Below are 20,853 nucleotides of genomic sequence, written 5' to 3'. Positions count from 1 at the left end.
GACGCGAACACCCCCGCCGCATGAGCGACGGGGGTGCGCGAGGAGGGGCGGGAGCAGGAGCGATCGGCCAACCGGTTACGCCGTAACGGTCTCGCCCGGCAGCGCCAGATGCACCTCGACCGGACGGTCGTCGCCGGAGTGCGTCGCCGACGAGGCCAGCGGGCCGTGACCGGCGGCCTTGGCGGCCAGGACGTACGCACCCTCGGCGGGCACGGCGAGCGCGTAGCTGCCGTCCTCGTCGGAGAGCGTGGCGCCGGCCTGGCGGCCGCGGTGGTCGATCAGGGTGACCTTGGCGCGGGCGACGGGGTCGCCGTCGGCGTTCAGGACCAGGCCGCGGAAACCGCCGAGTACCTCGGCCGCCCGCTCCAGGGCGGCCTCCTCCTCGCTGCTGGCGCGCAGCTGGGGCTTGGTCGCCTGGCGCTGGCGGGGCAGGAAGAGGGCCATCAGCAGGCCGACCGCCACCGCGCCGGTCGCGATCAGGAACGAGACGCGGAAGCCGTGCATGGTCGGGATCGCGACGCCGCCCACGTGGTTCGCCGTGTTGGCGAGGACCATGCCGATGACGGCGCTCGACACGGACGTACCGATGGAGCGCATCAGGGTGTTGAGGCCGTTCGCCGCACCCGTCTCCGACGCCGGTACGGAGCCGATGATCAGCGCGGGCAGCGAGGAGTACGCGAGGCCGATGCCGGCGCCCAGGACCACCGCGATGACGAGGCTCTGCCAGGCGGCGTTCATCAGGCCGAGTCCGGCGCCGTAGCCGATCGCGATGATCAGCATGCCGAGGATCAGGGTGACCTTGGGGCCGTACTTCGCGGACAGCTTGGCGTAGACGGGCGCCGTGAACATCATCGTCAGGCCGAGCGGCGCCACGAGCAGGCCCGCGGTGACCATCGACTGGCCGAGGCCGTAGCCGGTGGCCTTCGGCAGCTGGAGCAGCTGCGGCAGGACGAGGGAGACGACGTAGAAGGAGACGCCGACCATGATCGAGGCGAGGTTGGTGAACAGCACCGCGGGACGGGCGGTCGTGCGCAGGTCCACCAGCGGTGCCTTCAGGCGCAGTTCCATGACGCCCCACAGCAGGAGCACGACGACCGACGCGGCGAACAGGCCGAGCGTGGTGCCCGAGGTCCAGCCCCAGTCGCTGCCCTTGGTGATCGGCAGCAGGAAGAGGACGAGGCCCACGGAGAGGCCTATCGCGCCCAGCACGTCGAAGGTGCCCTCGGCGCGCATCGGGGACTCCGGCACGAAGAGGAGGGTGAGGGCGATCGAGAGGACGCCGAGGCCGGCGGCGCCGTAGAAGAGGGCGTGCCAGTTCGCGTGCTGCGCGATCAGGGCCGCGGCGGGCAGCGCGAGTCCGCCGCCGACGCCGATCGAGGAGCTCATCAGGGCCATCGCCGAGCCGAGCTTCTCGCGGGGCAGCATGTCGCGCATCAGGCCGATGCCGAGCGGGATGGCGCCCATGGCGAAGCCCTGGAGCGTGCGGCCCACGATCATCGGCAGCAGGGTGCTGGTCAACGCGCTGATCAGCGCGCCGGCGACCATCACGGCCAGGCTGAGGATCAGCATGCGCCGCTTGCCGAAGAGGTCGCCGAGGCGCCCCATGATCGGCGTGGCCACGGCTCCCGAGAGCAGGGTCGAGGTCAGTACCCAGGTGGCGTTGCTGGGAGCGGTGCTCAGCAGCGTCGGCAGGTCCTTGATGACCGGGACGAGCAGGGTCTGCATCACCGCGACAACGATTCCCGCGAAGGCGAGCACCGGCACGATCGCGCCGCTCTGCCTCCGGGCGGGCTGGTCGGTCGTCGTGTGCGTCATTACGTGTGGCCTCCAGGCCGGAAGAAGAGAGAGAAGAAGAGGAGTCGGGTGATCCGTGCGGGATACGTGCAAGGTGAACCAGGTGTGCCCGGGCAACTATTCCGATGCTTCGGCGTACTAAGAATTCTTGACCCTCTCATGGGTATCTGACCTACCGTCAGAATGAAACGTGTTCTAGTCTTGCGCGCACCTTGGGCCTTGGGGAGGCGCGCATGGGCATCGGGACCACACCGGAGCAGCGGGAACTGGCCGAGGCCGTACGCGGCTGGACCACCCGCGCCGTGCCGCCCGAGGAGGTCCGCAAACTGCTCGACGCGCCGGGCGACGGCAGACCCGCCTACTGGGACGCACTCGCCGCGCAGGGCCTGCTCGCCGTGCACCTTCCGGAGGCGTACGGCGGTGGCGGCGGCGACCTCGTCGACCTCGCCGTCGTCGTGGAGGAGGCCGCGCGGGCCGCGCTGCCGGGGCCGTATCTGGCGAGCGTGCTGGCGTCGGTGGTCCTGGCCGGGGCGGACGATCTCGTACGGGCTTTGGGGTGCGGGGAGCGCATCGGTGCCGTGGCGTTCGGCCCGGGCTCCCTGGCCGCCGTCGCGACGGACGGCGGATACGTGCTCGACGGGACGGCGCCGCCCGTGCTGTCGGGTGCCGACGCGGACGTGCTCGTGCTCGCCGCCTCGTCCGGCGGCGACACCGTATGGCTGGCCGTCGACGCCGCAGATCTCGTCGTACGGCCCCACGAGAGCGCCGATCCGACGCGGGCGACCGCCGAGGTCCGGGCGGAAGGCGTGCGGGTCCCTGCCGGCCGCGTCCTCGCCGTCGACCCGGCCCTGGTCCGCGACCTCGCCGCCGTCCTCCTCGCCGCGGACGCCTGCGGCACCGCCGCGTGGGCGCTGCACACGGCCGCCGAGTACGCCAAGGTCCGCGAACAGTTCGGCCGGCCCATCGGCCACTTCCAGGGCGTGAAGCACCTGTGCGCCGACATGCTCGTACGGCTCGAACAGGCGCGGGCGCTGACGTGGGACGCGGCGCGGGCTGCCCAAGAGGCCTTCGGGGCGGAGGGGTTGGAGGCCGTTCGGGAATCGGTGGCTGTACGGGAGCCGGAGGCTGTAGGGGAATCGGCGGCTGTACGGGAGGCGGTGGCCGTACGGGAGTTGGTGGCATCCCTCGCCGCCGGTACCGCTCTCGACGCCGCGTATTCCTGCGCCAAGGACTGCGTCCAGATCCTCGGCGGTATCGGGTTCACCTGGGAGCACGACGCCCATCTGTATCTGCGCCGGGCGGTCGTGGCACGGCAGCTGTTCGGGGCCGGGGGCGCACACCTGCGGCGGGCCGCCCGGCTCGCGCGGGACGGCGTACGGCGGGAGCTGCGCCTGGAGCTGCCGGAGGAGGCATCCGCGTACCGGGCGGAGGCCCGCGAGGTCATCGAAGGCGCACGCGGGCTCGATCCGGCGGCCGTACGGCGGCTGCTGGCGCCCACGGGGTACGCCGCCCCGCATCTGCCCCCGCCCTACGGACTCGGCGCCGGACCCGTCCAACAGCTCGCCGTACAGCAGGAGTTGGCGGCGGCGGACGTACGGATCAGTGAACTGGGGATCGCCACCTGGGTCGTCCCGTCCCTCGTCGCCTACGGCGCCGACCGGCAGCGGGAGCGCCATCTGCTGCCCACCCTGCGCGGGGACCTCCTGTGGTGCCAGCTCTTCTCGGAGCCGGGCGCCGGGTCCGACCTCGCCTCCCTGCGCACCCGGGCCGAGCGGACCGACGACGGGCGCTGGCGGGTCAACGGGCAGAAGGTGTGGACGAGCGCGGCACAGTGGGCCGACTACGGGATCCTCCTCGCGCGCACGAATCCGGCGGCGCCCAAGCACAAGGGGCTCACGTATTTCATCGTCGACATGAAGAACACGGACGGCATCGACATCCGTCCGCTGAAGGAGATCACCGGGGACTCCCTCTTCAACGAGGTCTACTTCGACGACGTGTTGCTGCCCGCCGACGCGGTCGTCGGCGAGATCGACGACGGCTGGCGCGTGGCCCGCAACACGCTCGGCAACGAACGCGTGCACATGGCCGACCAGTTGACCTTCGACACGGGCCTGGAGGCGCTGATCGCGCGGGCCGACGAGATCGAGGGAGCGCGTCTGGGGGCGCTCCTCGCCGAGGCGCACGCGCTGGCCTGCATCGGGCTGCGCACGACCCTGCGGCAGGTGTCCGGCGGGGAGCCGGGCGCGGGCGCCTCCGTACGGAAGCTGGCGCAGACCGCGCATCAGCAGAAGGTCGCCGAGCTGGGGCTCGAACTCCTGGGCCCGGCGGGCGCGTTGAGGGAGGGGGCCGGTGAGCGCGCCGTGCACGGCTTCCTGCTCTCCCGCTGCCTGACCATCGCGGGCGGCACCACCCAGGTCCAGCTCAATGTCGTCGCCGAGCGCATCCTCGGCCTGCCGCGAGACTAGGAGTGAGTGCCATGAAGGCGTACGTCGTCGGGGTCGGGATGACCAAGTTCGAGAAGCCCGAGACCAGGGAGTGGCAGTACTGGGACATGGTGAAGGAAGCGGGGACCAACGCCCTTGCCGACAGCGGGATTTCGTACGACCTCGTCGAGCAGGTCCCCGTCGGCTACTGCTTCCAGGCCTCCACCGCGGGCCAGCGTGCCGCCTACGAACTGGGCCTGACCGGCGTGCCCGTCTACAACGTCAACAACAACTGCGCGACCGGGGCGAGTGCGTTGATGCTGGCCCGGCAGTTCGTCGAGGGCGGGATCTCGGACTGCGTACTGGCGCTGGGGTTCGAGAAGATGAAGCGGGGCGCGCTCGGGGGAGGGGCCGACGGTGGAGACTTCAAGACCTCGCCCGTCGCCCGGCACTACGGGATCATGGCCGCCCGGCACGGCTTCGAGATGTCCCCGCCCACCGCGCAGATCTTCGGTGACGCGGCGCGTGAGCACATGGAGAAGTACGGGACCACGGAAGCCCAGTTCGCCGCCGTCGGCGCCAAGAACCACCGGCACTCGGCGAACAACCCGTACGCCCAGTTCCAGGATGTGTACTCCGTCGACGAGATCCTCGCGGCCCGGACCGTCCACCGGCCGCTGACCAAGCTCCAGTGCTCGCCGACCTCGGACGGGGCGGCGGCCGCCGTCGTGGTGTCCGAACGGTTCGTCGAGCGGCACGAGTTGGGGGAGCGGGCGGTCGAGATCGTCGCGCAGGCGATGACCACCGACACCGAGGAGTCCTTCGCGTCCGGCTCGTGCATAGACGTCGTCGGACAGCCGATGTCGCGGGAGGCCGCGCGTGAGGTGTACGAGCGGTCCGGACTCGGCATCGAGGACGTGGACGTCGTAGAACTGCACGACTGCTTCTCCGTCAACGAGCTGCTGACGTACGAGGCGCTCGGCATGTGCGGGGAGGGGGAGTCCGGCAAGCTCGTCGAGTCGGGCGCCACGACGTACGGCGGACGCTGGGTGGTGAACCCGTCGGGCGGGCTGATCTCCAAGGGGCATCCGCTCGGGGCGACCGGGATCGCCCAAGTGGCCGAGCTGGTATGGCAGTTGAGGGGAGAGGCGGGGCCGCGGCAGGTGGCGGACGCGCGGGTCGGGCTCGCGCACAACATCGGACTGGGCGGGGCGGCGGTGGTGACGCTGCTGGCCCGGGCGGGGGCCTGACACCGGCGCCGCCGCTGTCCGTGGCTCTTGGGGCCTAGGTCTTCTGGCCGACGGGGCGTGCGGCGAAATCCCGATGCAAGGGGCGTAAGGCGGTTGAGAGCATGACACGCATGCTCCGAGCCGCTGAAGACACCCGTATGTCCGGACGTATCGCTCCGCCCCTGTGGGCGGTGGTCGCGCTCGCGTGCGCCGGACAGTTCCTCGTCGTGCTGGACGTGTCCGTCGTCAATGTGGCGCTGCCGTCCATGCGGACCGACCTGGGGCTGAGCGCGCCGGGGCTGCAATGGGTGGTGAACGCGTACTCGATCGCCTTCGCCGGGTTCATGCTGCTCGGCGGGCGGGCCGGTGACCTGTACGGGCGCAAGCGGATGTTCCTGGTGGGGCTCGCGCTGTTCACGCTGGCCTCGCTCGCCGGCGGGGTCGCCCAGGAGGGCTGGCAGTTGCTGGTCGCGCGGGCCGTGCAGGGGCTGGGGGCCGCCGTGCTCGCGCCCTCGACGCTGACGATCCTCACCTCGGCCGTCCCGGAGGGCGCCGCACGCGCGCGGGCCATCGCGACCTGGACCGCCGTCGGCGCCGGGGGCGGCGCGGCGGGCGGACTGGTCGGCGGGCTGCTGATCGACGGGCTGTCGTGGCGGTGGGTCCTGCTCATCAACGTGCCGGTCGGCGCGGTGGTGCTGACGGGTGCCGCGCGGTGGCTCGTGGAGAGCAGGGCCGGGGACGGGCGACGGCTCGACCTGCCGGGCGCGCTGCTGGTGACGGCGGGGCTCGCGACACTGGCGTACGGGATCGTGCAGACGGAGGCCGAGGGGTGGGCGGCGGCGCAGACGCTGGTGCCGCTGTGCGCCGGGCTCGCGCTCATCGCCTCGTTCCTCGTCGTCGAGTCGCGGACGAAGGCGCCCCTGATGCCCTTGAAGCTGCTGCGGCTGCGGTCGGTGTCGTCGGCGAACGCGGCCAATTTCGTGAACGGCTCCGCGATGTTCTGCATGTGGCTCTTCATGTCGCTGTACGCGCAGAACGTGCTCGGCTACTCGCCGTTGGAAGCCGGGCTCGCCGTGGTGCCGAGTTCGCTGGCGGTGGTCCTCGGCTCGAAGGCGGCGCCCCGCTTCATGCCGGTGATCGGGGCACGTAACGTGGCGGTGCTCGGCACGCTGCTGGCCGCGGTCGGCTTCGGCTGGCAGTCCACGATGACCGCGGACGGCTCGTACGTCACCGCGATCATGCTCCCGGGGATCCTGATGATGGCCGGCGCGGGCCTGTCCGCCACACCGCTGGCCGCGCTCGCCACCTCGGGCGCGGCTCCGGAGGACGCCGGGCTGGTGTCGGGGCTGGTCAACACCTCGCGGGTGATGGGCGGTTCGCTCGGGCTCGCCATCATGTCCACGATCGCGGCGGCCCGTACGGCGGGCAGCTCGTCGGCGGAGGCGCTGACCGCGGGGTACGCGCTGGCCTTCCGCACGGGAGGCTTCGTCCTGCTCGGCGGGACGGTGTTGATGCTGGTGTGGCTGCCGCGAAAGATTTCTGGGATTTCCCGGGGCTGAGGCAACGAAATGAGACCCTCGCGGACTCCTTTAGACATCTAGGAGGTGCCCATGGGGGATCGGAAGCAGGCTCGGGACGAGGAGTTCCAGAGCTTTGTCATCGGCCGCTGGCCGCGGTTGATGCGTACGGCATTTCTCCTCGCGGGGGAGCAGCACGCAGCGGAGGACCTGGTCCAGTCGACGCTGGAGCAGGTGTACGTGGCCTGGCGCAGGGTCGGTGCCGCCGACGACCCGGAGGCGTATGTACGGCGCGTGATGATCAACGGGCATGCCCGCAAGCACCGCAGAAAACTCAAGGAGTTCCTCGCACCGAAGGACGACTCGGGCCTCACCCACGAGCTGCCCGACAGCGGTGACCGGATCGCCCAGGCCGACGACCGCAGCGCGCTGCTGAAGGCGCTCGCCCAACTGCCCGCGCGGCAGCGCGAAGCGGTGGTCCTTCGCTACTGGGAGGACCTGAGCGAGAGCCAGGTGGCGGAGGCGATGGGCTGCTCGGTGGGCGCGGTGAAGAGCAACGCGGCCAAGGGGATCGCGAAGCTCCGCGCCATACCTGGCCTGGCCGAGATGGTGACGCACGGAGGGCGGAAGTGATGAGCGCGGACCGGGAGACGAACCACGACATGGCGACACACAGGGACATCGCCCTCCTGCTGGCCGAGGCCGCGGACGAGGTCGAGATCGGCATAGCCCCCTACCAGGCGGTGGTCCGCGGCGGCCGGCGCCGCAAGGCCCGCCGCTGGGCGGTCGCGGCCGCCGCGGCCCTGGTGATCGCCGGCTCGACGGGGACGCTGGCGCTGGCGGGAGTTTCGGGAGGCGACGGCAAGCAGGTCGCCCCGGCCGCCACCCGCCCGCCGACGGCCGAGCAGCGGCATGTCTACGCGCCGCAGCGGACCACGCTGGCGAGCGCGCGGGAGAACGGCAAGGACTGGAGCGTCACCCTCGACGTGTGGGCGGCGCCGAAGAACGAGGAGGAGGCGGAGCGCCAGTATGCCGCGATGGGGGAGTACCGGGTGCATCCGGTGGGAGTGACCAAGGCCAAGGACCTGATCGGCATCGACCGGTACTTCGTGCACCTGATCGTGGGCGATGTCGAGACGACGGCGGTGATGGAGGGCCAGTTCGACCGGAGCGACTCCAACCCGGGCGAGTACCTCGTCTCCGGCGCGATGCCGCTGCACACGGGCAAGCCGGGCACCGCCGGCTCGCGCAACCGGCTCGTGATCGGCGACGTCTCCCCGACCACCCGACAGGTCACCTGCACCTGGAACGACGGCTCGACAACCACCGTCCCCATGGCCCCCAAGGGCTCCGGCTTCAGCTGGGCCTTCAAGCCCATGATCCGCCAGGCCAAGGGCTCTCCGACCAACTGGTTTGTGTGCCTGGCCCCGGAGGGCAAGGTGTTCAAGTCGGCGGCGGCTTCGGGCTGAGGGGGTTTTTCGCCCCGCCGCGCCTGGCTCCGCCCCAGAGCCCGTGGGGTTGTGTGTCGGGTGCGGGTGGATGGGGGCTGGTCGCGCAGTTCCCCGCGCCCCTGAAGGCGCGGGGCTTCGCCCCGCGATCCCCCGCCCGCCCCGGAGTCTTTTAGGGGCGCGGGGAACTGCGCGACCAGCCCCCACGGCCCCGCAGACAAACGAACCGGGTTGGGCGGGGAATCGGGGCGCAGCCCCGCCGAAGGGGCGCGGGAAACTGCGCAATCTTTCAGGGGGGTCTGGGGGCGCAGCCCCCAGGGATGGGACGGGTAGGGGCGGCGGGGGCGAAAACCACGCCCGAGCCCCGGCAGCTACAACCACCCCTGCTGACGTGCCTCCCGCATCGCCTCCATGCGATTACGGGTGCCCGTCTTGCCGATCGCTGAAGAAAGGTAGTTGCGGACGGTCGACTCGGAGAGGTGGAGCTTGGTCGCGATGTCGGCGACGGTGGCACCGTCCACGGAAGCCTTGAGCACATCGCACTCACGCGCGGTGAGCGGATTGGGCCCGGCGCTCAGCGCGGCCGCGGCGAGCGCCGGATCAATGACGGTCTCCCCGGTCAGCACCCGCCGAATCGCCTCGGCCAACTCCTCCACGGGCCCGTCCTTGACCAGGAACCCCGCGGCGCCCGCCTCCATAGCCCGGCGCAGATACCCGGGCCGCCCGAAGGTGGTGAGGATCAACACCCGGCAGTCGGGCGCCTCGTTCCGCAGTTCGGCCGCCGCGTCCAGCCCACTCATACCGGGCAACTCGATGTCCAGGAGGGCCACATCGGGCCGATGCGTCAGCGCCGCGTCCACGATCGCGTCCCCCGCGGACACCTGCGCGACCACCTCGATGTCCGCCTCCATCCCGAGCAGCAGAGCGAGCGCGCCCCGCATCATTCCCTGGTCCTCGGCGAGCAGGACACGAATGGACTTGGCGGGCCGGTGATCCCGGGGCATCTCGTTCACGGGGCCAAGCGTAAGGCGCGGGGGCGGCGGCTACCGGTCGGAGTGCTTGCTATGGCGGGCAATTAAAGAGTCGTCATTATTCGGCTCCGCGAGTCTTGACGGCCTCTGACTCCAGGAAAACAATCGGGTCGGCATTCAGCGACCACCTTTGCCATTTCTGCGCCGGACCAAGTTCCGTAAATGTTCGACATTTCGACCGAGATTTGGTTCGGCATTTCGACCGAACGACGTTCGGTATTTCGGCAAAGCGTCCGCACCGTCAACCCGCACCACGAACCCGCACCACAAAACCCGCACTGCCCACCCGCACCGCCCACCAGGAACGGAAGAGGTGCACCGTGCTCTTGAAGTTATGGCACTCGCGATCACCACGCCTCAGAAAAACCGCCCTGTCCGTGCTGTCGGGGTTCGCGACCCTCGCGCTCGCCGTCGGCCTCTCGATCGGTGTCGGCGCACCCCAGGCCGCGGCCGCCGGATCGCTCCCCTGTGACATCTACGCCACCGCGGGCACGCCCTGTGTCGCCGCGCACAGCCTTGTCAGGGCGCTCTACTCGTCGTACAACGGCTCGCTGTACCAAGTGCAGCGCGCCTCCGACAGCGCCACCCTCAACATCGGTCTCCTGGCCGCCGGAGGTTACGCGAACGCCGCGGCACAGGACACCTTCTGTACCGGTACCACCTGCATCATCACCAAGATCTACGACCAGTCGTCGCGCCACAACGACCTCACCGTCGAGGGTGCCGGCGGCGCCGGTGCGGCCGACGTCGGCGCGCCCGCGGACGCCCTGCCGGTGACTGCCGGCGGGCACCAGGTCTACGGCCTGGAGATCTCGGCCGGCATGGGTTACCGGGACAACTCGACGTCGGGTGTTGCGGTCAACGGGCAGGCCGAGGGGATGTACATGGTGACCTCCGGCACCCATGTGAACGGCAGCTGCTGCTTCGACTACGGCAACGCCGAGACCAACAACCAGGACACCGGCAACGGCCACATGGACGCGATCAACTTCGGTACCGAGTGCTGGTTCTCGCCCTGCTATGGCGGGGGCCCCTGGGTGCAGGCCGACCTGGAGAACGGGCTGTTCCAGTCGGACTCCGGTTACAGCAAGAACTCGTCGAACACCGGCACCGGTGCGACGCCGTTCGTGACCGCGCTGCTGAAGAACAACGGCCAGGACCATTTCGCGCTGAAATACGGCAATGCCCAATCGGGCAGTCTGACGACCACCTATTCCGGGGGTGAACCCACCACCAGTGGTTACTCACCCATGCACCAGGAGGGCGCGATCGTCCTGGGCACCGGCGGCGACAACAGCAACGGCTCCATCGGCTCCTTCTTCGAGGGCGTCATGACCTCGGGCATCCCGACGGACGCCGCCGACAACTCCGTGCAGGCCAACATCGTCTCCGTCGGCTACGGCGCCTCCACCGGCAGCACCGGCTCGCTGACGCCCGGTTCGGAGATCTCGCTGCGCGCGACGACCTCGTGCTGCACGACCGACTACATCCGCCACCAGAACAACTCGGCGGTCATCTCGGCCATCACGTCGAGCAGTTCGGCGCTCGACAAGGGCGACGCGACCTGGATCGTCCGCAAGGGCCTGGCCAACAGCTCCTGCTACTCCTTCGAGTCGCGGAACTACCCCGGCGACTTCCTGCGGCACTACAACTACCAGCTCTACCGACAACCCATGGTCGGCACCACGCAGTTCAGGCAGGACGCCACGTTCTGCGCCGGGACCGGCAAGAGCGGCACGGGCACCTCGTTCGCGTCGTACAACTACCCGACCAGATACCTCCGGCACTACAACTACAACGTCTACATAGCGAGCAACGGCGGCTCGAACACCTTCGACAGCGCCACCTCGTGGACGGACGACGTGAGCTGGATGGTCACCGCGCCCTGGGCGCCCTAGAGGACCGACAATTCCGCCGGTTCCGTGGGGAGTTCGCCCTCCACGGGAAGTTCGGCGGTGACCGTGAAGCCGCCGCGCGGCGACGGGCCGGCCCGCAGGGACCCGCCCGCCGCCGTGAGGCGTTCGGTCAGGCCCTTCAGGCCCGTCCCGCCGATGCCCAGCGCGGACGACGCGGAGGGTGCGCCGTCCCCGTCCCCGTCCCCGTCCTCGTCTCCGTTCCCGTCGTCCGTGATCGTCAGACGGACGCGGTCCGGGGTGCCGTCCAGCGTGATCTCGCAGCGGGTCGCGCCACTGTGCCGTACGACATTGGTGACCGCCTCGCGGACCACCCAGCCCAGCAGCGCCTCGGTCTGCGGGACGAGGGGCGGCCCGGACTGCCGTACAACCGGCTCGACGCCCACCGCCGACAACGCCGAGCGGGCGCCGTCCAGTTCCGTGGCGAGGCTGCCCTCGCGGTAGCCGGTGACCGCCTCGCGGATCTCCGTGAGGGCCTGGCGGCCGACCGACTCGATGTCCGTGACCTGGACGAGGGCCGCGTCCAGGTCACGGTGGGCCAGCCTGCGGGCCGCCTCCGACTTCACCACGATGACGGAGAGCGTGTGGCCCAGCAGGTCGTGCAGATCGCGGGAGAAGCGCAGCCGTTCCTTCTCGACGGCGCGGCGCGCCAACTCCTCGCGGGCGGCGCGCAGTTCGCGTACCGCCTCGGAGAGGGAGAGGATCGCGGCCGTCACCATCGTCGACAGGAAGGTGCCGTAGGCGACGTTCACCGCGTCCCAGCCCGCCCGGAAGTAGGAGACCACCGCCGCGAGCACGGTCACGCCGAAACCGATCTTGCCGAGCCACGGGCCCCGCAGGACGGCCCCGGTGGCCAGCCCGAGCAGCGGGAAGAAGTACAGCCAGCTGCCGCCGTACCCGGCGGCCAGCCCGCAGGTGACCAGGCCCATCAGGGCGAGCGCCACCCGGGTGGAGCGGGCCTCGCGCGTCTCCTTCACGAAGGCCCGGAACGTCACATAGACGTAGAGGGAGTTGAAGGCGAGCAGACCCAGACCGCCGATCCAGGGGTTCGGGGTCTCGCCCTGGAAGAGGTTGGAGAAGGCACCCAGCCCCATCAGCAGCCACGGCAGCAGCGCGAAACCGGTGGGCGGCGGGCCCGGATTCTCGGGCATCTTCCCGCCGCTCCTGCGGGCGGCCCGCTGCTCGGCCTTGAAACGCTCCATGTCGGCCCTCCAGCGCGCCCGCGCCTTCTGCCACTGCCGTATCTGGCAGGTGACCCCTCGCATCCAGGACATGTCCCCGCTCCCCGTTCAGACGGTCCGTGCGGACCGACGGTACGAAACCACGGCGTAGAAACCGAACGCCAGCAGCCAGGCCGTCAGCACCACCACCGCGCCGAGCGCCGGAGCGTGGCCGTCCGCGACCGAGACGCCCAGCTGCGCGAAGCGGTTCGTGGGCGTGTACGCCGACAGGGAGCGCAGCCAGCCGGGGAACAGGGCGAGCGGGAACCACAGGCCGCCGACCACCGAGAGACCCAGGTTGCACACCATGTTCGCGACCCCCGTCGTCTGCGCGGTCAGCCGGTAGCCGTTGCCGAGGCCCAGCAGCGTGAAGGGGAGGGAGCCGAGCCACAGCAGCACCGCGATCGCCGCCCACTGCCAGACGTCGAGGCGTACGCCGTTGACCACACCGCCCGCCGCCAGCACCGTGGCGATCGCGGGCAGCACCGTCACCGAGCCGGTCAGCGCCCGCCCCAGCACCACCTCGCGCGGCGTCATCGGTGTCACCCGCAGCTGCCGCAGCCAGCCGATCACCTTGTCCTCGGCGACCCCGCCACCGGTGTTGAGTGCCGAGCCGACCGCTCCGTACGCCGCCATCCCGACCATCGAGGCGGTCTTCCAGTCGCCGTCGTCGCTACCACCACCGAGGTTGGTGAAGAGGAGGTACATCATCACCGGCATCGCGATGCCGCCGATCACGAAGCCGGTGTCCCGCAGGGTCCGGCGTACTTCGAGTCGCAGATAGTCCAGCATCACACCGTCTCCAGAACATGTGAGGTCAGCGCCATGAACGCGTCGTCCAGGGAGGCCGGTACGACCTCCAGGCCGCGTATCGCTCCCCGCTCGGCCAGCGCGATCACCGTCGCGTCCGAGTCGTCCGTACGCAGCCGGGCCCGGTCTCCGCGCACCTCCACCGACACCACGCCGGGCAGCAGCGCGAGGCCCTCCGTGCCCCGGCCCGCCAGGTCGAAGGAGACCAGGTTGCCGCCCACCGACCGCTTGAGCTGCTCGCCGGTGCCGTCGGCGACGATCCGGCCGCGGTCGATGACGACGATGCGGTCGGCGTGCGCGTCGGCCTCCTCCAGGTAGTGCGTGGAGAAGAGCACCGTGTGGCCACGGCGCGCGTAGGCCCGCATCGACTTCCAGAAGGCGTGCCGTGCCTCCACGTCCAGCGCGGCGGTCGGCTCGTCGAGCACGATCAGCGCGGGGTTCCCGGCGAGCGCCACCGCGAACCGCACCCGCTGCGCCTGCCCGCCGGAGAGCCGGTCGACGCGCCGCCCCGCCAGCTCCGCGATGCCCGCGAGCTCCAGCGCGTCGGCCACCGGCAGCGGCGCCGGATAGCGCCCGGCCACGAAGGAGACCAGCTCCCGCACGGTGACGCGCGGCACCGGCCGCGTCTCCTGGAGCATCGCGCCGACCCGCCCGGCACGCACCGCCTCCTCCGGACGGCCGCCGAAGAGCGCGACCGAGCCCTCGTCGGGCTCGTTCAGGCCGAGGAGAAGGGAGATCGCCGTCGACTTGCCCGCTCCGTTGCGGCCGAGCAGCGCCACCGTCTCGCCGGCAGCTATCTCCAGGCCCATGCCGTCCACGGCGCGCACCGCGCCGAAGGTCTTGACCGCCCCCGTGAAGGACACGGCGGGCGGTGTCCCAGTCGTCTTCGTCATGGGTACGACGCTACGAAGCGGGGGCCGGGGTCCGGCAGGCGCACTTGTACGGAATCGGGCGGGACAAATGTCACGGCCCGCAGATCCGACCGGCCCATAGATCCGACTGACCCATAGATCTGACATGGCGTCAGTAGTCTTCACAAGTGCTGGGCGCTGGGCTATACAAGGGTTCGCCGGACTGGAACGCGTTCTAGAACGGGCGGGTTCCCCGGTCCAGTGTCGACCTCGGTGCGACCGACGGTGCGGACGGCCGCACCGAGGTCTCAGGCCCTACTGATCAGGAGCCCCATGCCCATTGACGCCGCCAAGGCCGTCGCCGCCGAGCCCCGGACCGGGGAGATCACCTGGAGCCACAAGGACGTCCAGCTCTACCACCTGGGCCTGGGCGCGGGCGCGAATCCCGACAAAGAGAGCCCCGCGACCGACCCCGACGAGCTCCGCTACACCCTCGAATCCCGGCTGCACGTCCTGCCGAGCTTCGCCACCGTCGCGGGCGCGGGCTCACCGGGCGTGATCAGCGGCCTGTCCATGCCCGGCGTCGACGTCGACCTCGCGCGCGTCCTGCACGGCGGCCAGACCATCGAGGTGCACCGCCCGATCCCCGTCGAGGGCACGGCGACCGCCACCGGGCGCATCGCCGCCGTGTACGACAAGGGCAAGGCGGCGATCCTCGTGATGCGAACCGAAGTGGCCGACGCCCAGGGCCCGTTGTGGACGAACGACGCCCAGATCTTCGTACGGGGAGAAGGCGGCTGGGGCGGCGACCGGGGCCCCTCCACCCGTCTCGAAGCACCGACAGGCCCGCCGGACAGGACCGTCGAGCGCCCGATCCGCGAGGACCAGGCCCTGCTCTACCGGCTCTCCGGCGACTGGAACCCGCTGCACGCCGACCCCGAGTTCGCCAAGCTCGCCGGCTTCGACCGGCCGATCCTGCACGGCCTGTGCACCTACGGCATGACCCTCAAGGCGGTCGTCGACACGGTGCTCGGCGGTGACGTGACCCGCGTCCGCTCCTACACCACGCGCTTCGCCGGTGTCGTCTTCCCCGGCGAGACCCTGCGCATCCGGATGTGGCGGCGGGACGGCGAGGTCCAGGTGGCGGTGAGCGCGGCCGAACGGGACGACGCGCCGGTCCTCGCCGACACCATCGTGGAACACGCCTGACGTTCGTACGCACCTTCTGAGGGGAGCCGCACCATGCGCGCAGCCGTACAGCACGAGATAGGCCAGGACAAGCTCGAAGTCCACGACGACGTCGAGGCGGTGGGCTTCGGGCCCGGCAGGGTGCGGGTCCGGGTGCGGGCCACCGGGCTGTGCCACTCGGACCTGTCCGCGATGAGCGGCGTATTGCCGCAGCCCGCGCCGTTCGTGCCCGGCCATGAGGGCGCCGGCGAGATCCTCGAAGTCGGCGACGGCGTCAGCCACTTGAAGCCCGGCGACCGGGTCGTCGTCTGCTGGCTGCCTGCCTGCGGTATCTGTCCCGCCTGCAAGCGTGGCCAGACCGAACTGTGCCTGGCCGGCTTCATGAACGCGGGCACACCCAACTTCAAGCGCCCCGGCGGAGACGTCTTCGGCTTCGCGGGCACGGGCACCTTCGCCGAGGAAGTCGTGGTCGACGCCGGCTGCGCGGTCCCCATCCCCGACGACGTGCCCTTCGACATCGCGGCCCTCATCGGCTGCGGGGTGACGACCGGACTGGGCGCCGCGCTCAACACCGCCGACGTGGAAGCCGGTTCGTCGGTCGCCGTCATCGGCTGCGGAGGCGTCGGCATCTCCGCGATCCAGGGCGCCCGGCTCAAGGGCGCCGCCGAGATCGTCGCCGTCGACCCGGTCGCCTCCCGCCGCGAGGCCGCGCTCAGGTTCGGCGCCACGAAGGCGGTCTCGCCGGACGAACTCGCCGACGCCAAGCAGTCGGTGACCGCCGGAGAGGGCTTCGACTACGTCTTCGAGGTCGTCGGCAAGTCCGCCACGGCACGGACGGCGTACGACAACACCCGGCGCGGCGGCACGCTCGTCGTCGTCGGCGCGGGCGCCATGGACGACTTCCTCCAGCTCAACATGTTCGAGCTGTTCTTCGACGAGAAGCGGATCCTGCCCTCGATGTACGGCGGCGGAGACGTCCTGCGGTCCTACGAGCGGACCGTCGCCCTGTGGCGCGCGGGCCGCATCGACCTGGAGGGCCTGATCACCCACCGGGTGCCGCTCGCCGAGATCAACGAGGCCCTCGACCAGATGCGTACGGGGACCGCCCTGCGTACCTGCATCGAGATCTGACCACCCCAGAACCATCCCACCACCACCGCTCCGCAACCGCTAAGGACGCTGATGTCACTGCCACTTGAAGGGCTGACCGCGATCGTCACCGGCGCGGGGCGCGGGCTCGGACGGGCCGAGGCGCTGGAACTCGGCCGGCTGGGCGCGGCCGTCGTCGTCAACGACTTCGGGCAGCCCGGGCGGGACGGTTCCGGCGCGGCGTCGGCCACGCCCGCCGGGGAGGTCGCCGCCGAGATCCGCGCGGCGGGCGGCCGGGCCGTCGCCCACACCGGCGACGTCGCCGACCACGAACAGGCCCGCGCGCTGGTCGAGGTGGCGGTCGCCGAGTTCGGGAAGCTGGACATCCTGGTCAACAACGCGGGCATCCTGCGCGACCGGATGGTCTTCTCGATGTCCGAGGACGAGTGGGACTCGGTCGTCCGGGTGCATCTGAAAGGCCACTTCAACACGACCCACTTCGCGTCCGTGCACTGGCGGGCGCGCTCCAAGGCGGCCGACGGGCCCGTGTACGGGCGGATCGTGAACACCTCGTCGGAGGCGTTCCTCGCGGGCTCGGCCGGCCAGCCCAACTACGCGGCGGCGAAGGGCGGGATCGTCGGGCTGACGACCTCGACCGCGCTGGCCCTCGCGAAGTACGGCGTGACGGCGAACGTCATCTGCCCGCGGGCCCGGACCCGTATGACCGAGGACGTCTTCGCCGGCTTCGGGCAGCCGGAGGAAGGCCTCGACCCGCTCGCGCCCGAGCATGTCGCCCCGCTCGTCGGCTACTTGGCCTCGCCCGCCGCCGCGCACGTCAACGGGCAGCTCCTCGTCGTGCACGGCGGCATGGTCGCGATCGTCGAGCGCCCGCGAGTCCAGGCGAAGTTCGACACCAAGCAGGACGTCTTCACCTATGACGAACTGGACGCACTGCTCACCCCGCACTACGCGGACCGGCCGAAGGGCGAGACGTTCGCGGCGGTGGAGGTGCTCGGGCTCAAGCACGAGGGGCACTAGCGGTCTGTCCGGCTCTCCGGGCTCAGCAGCCGTCCATCGGTGGACAGGGGAGGGTCCGCCAGCTGCGGCAGATAGTGCCGGAAGAACAGTTCCGCTACCAGCTCGCGGCGGCTGCGCACCCCCACCTTGTCGAAGATCTGCTTGAGATGGTCCTGCACCGTGTAGGCGGAGACGCCCAGGTGCAGGGCGATCTCGCTGGTCGAACGGCCGAGCAGCAGATGCTGGGCGATCTGCCGGGCGCGCGGCGACAGCCCGTACACATCGAGGACCAGCGCGGTCAGATCGGCGGGATCGGTGGGGCCGACGGAGACCACGGTGGTGGGTTCGCCGCCCTGGTCGACGGGCCAGGCCCGCAGCGAGATCCACCGGCCCGCGCTCGTGGGCGCCCGTACGTGCGCGCCGGCGCCGGCCGGTTCGCCGCGGGCCTGCACGGCCAGCGCCCGCAGCAGGTACGGGGCCGCCTCCGCGCGGCCGGGCGCGTGCCGTTCCTGCAACTGCTCGATCCAGTGGTGCGCCGTCGGCGACATCGACCGCACGCCCAGGTCGCCGTCGAGGACCACCCAGCCCGGCGCGTCCGGCAGCGGACCGGAGTCCACGCCGGACAGCAGCAGCGAGCGGCGCAGCGCGGCACAGGCCGGCACGCTCAACGCCTCGGCGACGGCGAGGTCTTCGGAGGAGAAGGGGCGGGTGTGTGCGTCCCGGCACAGCACCAGCAGGCCCCAGGTGCGCCGCCCGTCGCGCAGCAGGATCCGTAACTCGTCGGTGAGGCCGAGCGGTTGGAGGATCTCCCGGTAGTACTTGCTGTCGTCGAGCCGTCCGTGCGTCGACCGGCTGAGCAGGCTCACCTTGCCCGGGCGCCGGGTCAGCGCGCGCAGGTTGTCGACGTCGTCCTGCTCGACGTGCTCGATCTCGAAGAGGCGGCGCATGCTCGACTCCGGGAAGCCGGACTCGTGCTGGCCGCCGGTGTCGAGGAGCGTCGAGGGGTCCAGGACCACTCCGCACCAGATGTCCGCGGGTACGGCGTCCAGCAGGACGCGGGTGGTGTGGTCGAGGACGGCGAGGGCGCTCAACTCGCCGCGCAGGCCGCGTTCGAGGCGGGCGGTGGTCTCGGGCAGGGTCATCGGCGTGTCCCCGGAATCTCGCTGGAATATCGCTCCGTCATATCCCGGATATCCCAGGAATCTGGGATACCCCCGCGGATGTCGGCTCCGTACCGTGGGTCTCGATTGTCGGGGTCGGTCCACGCCTGGACAAGGGGGAGTCGGTCGTCGCCGACGCGTGGGGCTTGGGGGAGCCCCGCACAGAACGGCCCCGCTCGCCATGCGCGAGCGGGGCCGTGTGCCGGTTCGATGTGCCGGCTGTGCGTGTCTGTTCCGCGTGCCGTCAGGCCGACATGTCCTGGTCGGACGGCTTGCGGTGGCGGCCGTGGGGCGCCGCCTCTGCGTCAGGTCCGGAGACCTCCTGGCCGGAGACCGGGCCGCGGTGTCTGCCGTGGCTTTCGGCCTGAGCCCGGTAGGTGTCGGTGCCCGGCGCTTCCATTGTGCTGATGTCGTTCATGTGAAGTGTTCACCCCGTATGCAAGATCCTTCTTACAGCCGGGGGATTCTAACTGGCGGTCATGGCAGGGGTGTCGGTGGGTGACGGGTCTGTGGCGGAGCCGTTATGCGTTTCGCCCCCGCCGCCCCTACCCGTCCCATCCCTTCCTGGGGGCTGCGCCCCCAGACCCCCGCTATCGGCCTGAACGGCCTCGTCCTCAAACGCCGGACGGGCTGGATGGTGCGGGCCGGGGCTGGAGGGGTTGGCCGGGTGGGTGGGAGATGGGGTTGGTGCCGCCTCGTCCGCGAACTCAAACGCCGGACGGGCGGAGTGGTGCGGGCCAGGGACGGGGCGAGCGGACTCGTCCCCGAGAACCGGTCGGACCTTCTGGATCACCCGTCCCTCCAGAGGCGCCTGTTGGAGAGGTACCGGTCGTGCCGGTGTGCGCTCCGGGGGAGCCGGATCCGTGGTGCGGTCCGGCTCCCCCGTCCTCCTGGGTGCTTCCACCCGCGCCACCCCGCACGGCACCGCCCCCGTCGCGTACGGCAGTTGGAGCACCCCCTCTCTGGTCCACAGGCCGGTGCCCGCCAGCCAGCCCTCGGGGGCCGGGAGGTGGTGGACCTGGCGTTCGGCGGGGCGCCAGAGGCCCAGCCAGGTGCCTGCCGGGCCGTCGATGCGCAGGGCGACCGCGCAGGTCTCGGGGGTGAGGACCTGGCCCGGCTGGATCGCGAAGGGTGTCACCGCGCAGTCCGTCGCGTGCAGGCACTCCGGGAAGCGGATCGGCAGGGTGGAGCCGATGACGCCCCAGCCGAGGCGGTCGTGGCCCGGGGACGGGGCGTCGGAGCGGATGAGGAGGAGCCCGCTGTCGGCGTCCGCGAGGAGCAGGCGGTCGTTGCTGTGCTCGGCGATCTGGAGGAGCGGTGACATCTCGCCGCCGCGCTCCAGGTCCACCACCACGGTCTTCGTGCGGCCGCCCTGGGCACGGTCCAGGGCCAGCAGCCGGCCCGTGCCGTCCAGCCATACCCCGCCCGAACAGTGGCCCGGAACCTCGGCCAGATGTTCGGGACCGAACGCGCCGCCCGCCACCAGCCACACCGCCGTGGAGCCGCGGCCCACGGCGATGGCGTACGCACGCTCCCCGCCCGGCGCGGGCGGCAGCAGCCGCAGCCGGGTGCCCTCGTCGGGGCACTCCACCGCGCCGAGCGGCAGCTCGCCGGTGCCGGGCCCGGTCGGATACAGGAGAGAGAAGACATGCCGTCCGCCCGCCACGCGGTGGATCAGCACCCTTCCGTCGGTCAGCGGCAGAACCTCCGTACCGGGCTCCTCCGGCTGATGGCCGGGCAGCGGTACGGCGTAGGGCTCGGGGCCGTCCAGCGTCCAGCGCTCCGGGTACCAGGACTCGCCGTCGAGGGCGAGGCGTGCCGCGTACGTGCCGTCAGCGGTGATCACGCAGGCTGGGCCTGCGGTCCACTCGTTCTCGTTCTCGTCCTCCACCGCGGGCTCCGTCGCACAGGCCGTCATCGTTCGGTCACCTCCGGCGACGAAGCTAGTTTTCGCACGCACAGACGGGGGACCGACGGGCGGCCGCTTCACACATAAGGGTGGCCATGTCGGGATTCGCCTGTGGAAACGGGTGCGGATGTGCTGAACGGTGGTGGGGAGGCAGGGGTGGGGGCGGGGGAGTCGCGGGCCGTCCGTCGCCCGGGGCGCGGGGCAGCGGCGCCGTGGGCTCGGTCCAGTGGCCCGCGACCGGTCGGGCACGG

At 71.0% G+C, this 20,853-nt stretch carries 17 protein-coding genes; 9 read left to right on the top strand and 8 right to left on the bottom strand.

The window, feature by feature from the left end; translation table 11 throughout:
* Window positions 1–75 precede the first annotated feature (75 nt).
* The gene (locus tag AB5J50_RS15415) at window positions 76–1,815 is read right to left on the bottom strand and encodes an MFS transporter (RefSeq protein WP_369258432.1); all 1,740 of its coding nucleotides are present in this window, start codon (window positions 1,813–1,815) and stop codon (window positions 76–78) included.
* Between the two features lie 212 nt (window positions 1,816–2,027).
* Here AB5J50_RS15415 and AB5J50_RS15410 point away from each other — a divergent pair, with 212 nt between their 5' ends.
* From AB5J50_RS15410 to AB5J50_RS15390, 5 genes are all read left to right on the top strand, one after another.
* Window positions 2,028–4,262, top strand: a complete 2,235-nt coding sequence (locus AB5J50_RS15410; RefSeq protein WP_369258430.1) for an acyl-CoA dehydrogenase — start codon at window positions 2,028–2,030, stop codon at window positions 4,260–4,262.
* A gap of 11 nt (window positions 4,263–4,273) precedes the next feature.
* Window positions 4,274–5,470 (top strand): lipid-transfer protein, encoded by a 1,197-nt coding sequence (locus AB5J50_RS15405; protein WP_369258428.1) that lies wholly within the window; start codon window positions 4,274–4,276, stop codon window positions 5,468–5,470.
* Window positions 5,471–5,580: 110 nt separating this feature from the next.
* Window positions 5,581–7,008 carry a DHA2 family efflux MFS transporter permease subunit gene (locus AB5J50_RS15400; RefSeq protein WP_369258426.1) on the top strand — a complete coding sequence of 476 codons (1,428 nt, stop codon included), beginning with the start codon at window positions 5,581–5,583 and terminating at the stop codon, window positions 7,006–7,008.
* A 51-nt stretch (window positions 7,009–7,059) separates the two neighbouring features.
* The gene (locus AB5J50_RS15395; RefSeq protein WP_327428309.1) at window positions 7,060–7,599 is read left to right on the top strand and encodes a SigE family RNA polymerase sigma factor; all 540 of its coding nucleotides are present in this window, start codon (window positions 7,060–7,062) and stop codon (window positions 7,597–7,599) included.
* Complete coding sequence (locus AB5J50_RS15390) at window positions 7,599–8,435, top strand: hypothetical protein (RefSeq protein WP_369258424.1); 837 nt, start codon at window positions 7,599–7,601, stop codon at window positions 8,433–8,435. The genes AB5J50_RS15395 and AB5J50_RS15390 overlap by 1 nt, the downstream gene beginning before the upstream one ends.
* Before the next feature lie 350 nt (window positions 8,436–8,785).
* Here AB5J50_RS15390 and AB5J50_RS15385 read toward each other — a convergent pair whose 3' ends face one another.
* Entirely contained in the window at window positions 8,786–9,418 is a 633-nt protein-coding gene (locus AB5J50_RS15385; protein ID WP_369265403.1) for a response regulator, read from the bottom strand.
* A 347-nt stretch (window positions 9,419–9,765) separates the two neighbouring features.
* Between AB5J50_RS15385 and AB5J50_RS15380 the strand changes: the two genes are divergently transcribed.
* Entirely contained in the window at window positions 9,766–11,343 is a 1,578-nt protein-coding gene (locus tag AB5J50_RS15380) for an alpha-L-arabinofuranosidase B (RefSeq protein WP_369258422.1), read from the top strand.
* On the opposite strand, the gene AB5J50_RS15375 is transcribed toward AB5J50_RS15380, so the two are convergent.
* From AB5J50_RS15375 to AB5J50_RS15365, 3 genes are read right to left on the bottom strand one after another with little or no spacing between them, the layout of a single operon-like run.
* Entirely contained in the window at window positions 11,340–12,632 is a 1,293-nt protein-coding gene (locus AB5J50_RS15375; RefSeq protein ID WP_369258420.1) for a sensor histidine kinase, read from the bottom strand. The two genes, AB5J50_RS15380 and AB5J50_RS15375, sit on opposite strands and share 4 nt — an antisense overlap.
* 15 nt (window positions 12,633–12,647) lie before the next feature.
* Entirely contained in the window at window positions 12,648–13,370 is a 723-nt protein-coding gene (locus AB5J50_RS15370; RefSeq protein ID WP_369258418.1) for an ABC transporter permease, read from the bottom strand.
* Window positions 13,370–14,281 (bottom strand): ATP-binding cassette domain-containing protein, encoded by a 912-nt coding sequence (locus AB5J50_RS15365; protein WP_369258416.1) that lies wholly within the window; start codon window positions 14,279–14,281, stop codon window positions 13,370–13,372. The genes AB5J50_RS15370 and AB5J50_RS15365 overlap by 1 nt, the downstream gene beginning before the upstream one ends.
* A 291-nt stretch (window positions 14,282–14,572) precedes the next feature.
* Between AB5J50_RS15365 and AB5J50_RS15360 the strand changes: the two genes are divergently transcribed.
* From AB5J50_RS15360 to AB5J50_RS15350, 3 genes are read left to right on the top strand one after another with little or no spacing between them, the layout of a single operon-like run.
* Window positions 14,573–15,448 (top strand): MaoC/PaaZ C-terminal domain-containing protein, encoded by an 876-nt coding sequence (locus tag AB5J50_RS15360; protein ID WP_369258414.1) that lies wholly within the window; start codon window positions 14,573–14,575, stop codon window positions 15,446–15,448.
* Between the two features lie 33 nt (window positions 15,449–15,481).
* Window positions 15,482–16,558, top strand: coding sequence for a Zn-dependent alcohol dehydrogenase (locus AB5J50_RS15355; protein WP_369258412.1), 1,077 nt, complete (start codon window positions 15,482–15,484; stop codon window positions 16,556–16,558).
* Window positions 16,559–16,609: 51 nt separating this feature from the next.
* Complete coding sequence (locus tag AB5J50_RS15350; protein WP_369258410.1) at window positions 16,610–17,554, top strand: 3-oxoacyl-ACP reductase; 945 nt, start codon at window positions 16,610–16,612, stop codon at window positions 17,552–17,554.
* Here the strand turns inward: AB5J50_RS15350 and AB5J50_RS15345 are convergent.
* The 3 genes from AB5J50_RS15345 to AB5J50_RS15335 all read right to left on the bottom strand — a co-directional run bounded on the left by AB5J50_RS15345 (window position 17,551) and on the right by AB5J50_RS15335 (window position 20,611).
* Window positions 17,551–18,675: a LuxR C-terminal-related transcriptional regulator gene (locus AB5J50_RS15345; RefSeq protein WP_369258408.1), complete on the bottom strand. Its 1,125-nt coding sequence runs from the start codon at window positions 18,673–18,675 to the stop codon at window positions 17,551–17,553. The genes AB5J50_RS15350 and AB5J50_RS15345 overlap by 4 nt on opposite strands.
* A gap of 262 nt (window positions 18,676–18,937) precedes the next feature.
* Window positions 18,938–19,111, bottom strand: a complete 174-nt coding sequence (locus AB5J50_RS15340) for a hypothetical protein (protein WP_369258406.1) — start codon at window positions 19,109–19,111, stop codon at window positions 18,938–18,940.
* 48 nt (window positions 19,112–19,159) lie between these two features.
* A complete protein-coding gene (locus tag AB5J50_RS15335; RefSeq protein WP_369258404.1) occupies window positions 19,160–20,611 on the bottom strand; it encodes a hypothetical protein in 1,452 nt (483 codons plus the stop codon).
* Window positions 20,612–20,853 lie beyond the last annotated feature (242 nt).

This window comes from Streptomyces sp. R35 (assembly GCF_041053035.1).
Lineage (GTDB): Bacteria > Actinomycetota > Actinomycetes > Streptomycetales > Streptomycetaceae > Streptomyces > Streptomyces lutosisoli.
Note: the sequence above shows the minus strand (reverse complement) of the source record. Positions and strands in the feature narration are given on the sequence as shown.

Coding starts and splice junctions, on each gene's coding strand:
- AB5J50_RS15415 (WP_369258432.1), bottom strand. CDS start 1,815: ATGACGCACACGACGACCGACCAGCCCGCCCGGAGGCAGAGCGGCGCG.
- AB5J50_RS15410 (WP_369258430.1), top strand. CDS start 2,028: ATGGGCATCGGGACCACACCGGAGCAGCGGGAACTGGCCGAGGCCGTA.
- AB5J50_RS15405 (WP_369258428.1), top strand. CDS start 4,274: ATGAAGGCGTACGTCGTCGGGGTCGGGATGACCAAGTTCGAGAAGCCC.
- AB5J50_RS15400 (WP_369258426.1), top strand. CDS start 5,581: ATGCTCCGAGCCGCTGAAGACACCCGTATGTCCGGACGTATCGCTCCG.
- AB5J50_RS15395 (WP_327428309.1), top strand. CDS start 7,060: ATGGGGGATCGGAAGCAGGCTCGGGACGAGGAGTTCCAGAGCTTTGTC.
- AB5J50_RS15390 (WP_369258424.1), top strand. CDS start 7,599: ATGAGCGCGGACCGGGAGACGAACCACGACATGGCGACACACAGGGAC.
- AB5J50_RS15385 (WP_369265403.1), bottom strand. CDS start 9,418: ATGCCCCGGGATCACCGGCCCGCCAAGTCCATTCGTGTCCTGCTCGCC.
- AB5J50_RS15375 (WP_369258420.1), bottom strand. CDS start 12,632: ATGTCCTGGATGCGAGGGGTCACCTGCCAGATACGGCAGTGGCAGAAG.
- AB5J50_RS15370 (WP_369258418.1), bottom strand. CDS start 13,370: ATGCTGGACTATCTGCGACTCGAAGTACGCCGGACCCTGCGGGACACC.
- AB5J50_RS15365 (WP_369258416.1), bottom strand. CDS start 14,281: ATGACGAAGACGACTGGGACACCGCCCGCCGTGTCCTTCACGGGGGCG.
- AB5J50_RS15360 (WP_369258414.1), top strand. CDS start 14,573: ATGCCCATTGACGCCGCCAAGGCCGTCGCCGCCGAGCCCCGGACCGGG.
- AB5J50_RS15355 (WP_369258412.1), top strand. CDS start 15,482: ATGCGCGCAGCCGTACAGCACGAGATAGGCCAGGACAAGCTCGAAGTC.
- AB5J50_RS15350 (WP_369258410.1), top strand. CDS start 16,610: ATGTCACTGCCACTTGAAGGGCTGACCGCGATCGTCACCGGCGCGGGG.
- AB5J50_RS15345 (WP_369258408.1), bottom strand. CDS start 18,675: ATGACCCTGCCCGAGACCACCGCCCGCCTCGAACGCGGCCTGCGCGGC.
- AB5J50_RS15340 (WP_369258406.1), bottom strand. CDS start 19,111: ATGAACGACATCAGCACAATGGAAGCGCCGGGCACCGACACCTACCGG.
- AB5J50_RS15335 (WP_369258404.1), bottom strand. CDS start 20,611: ATGACGGCCTGTGCGACGGAGCCCGCGGTGGAGGACGAGAACGAGAAC.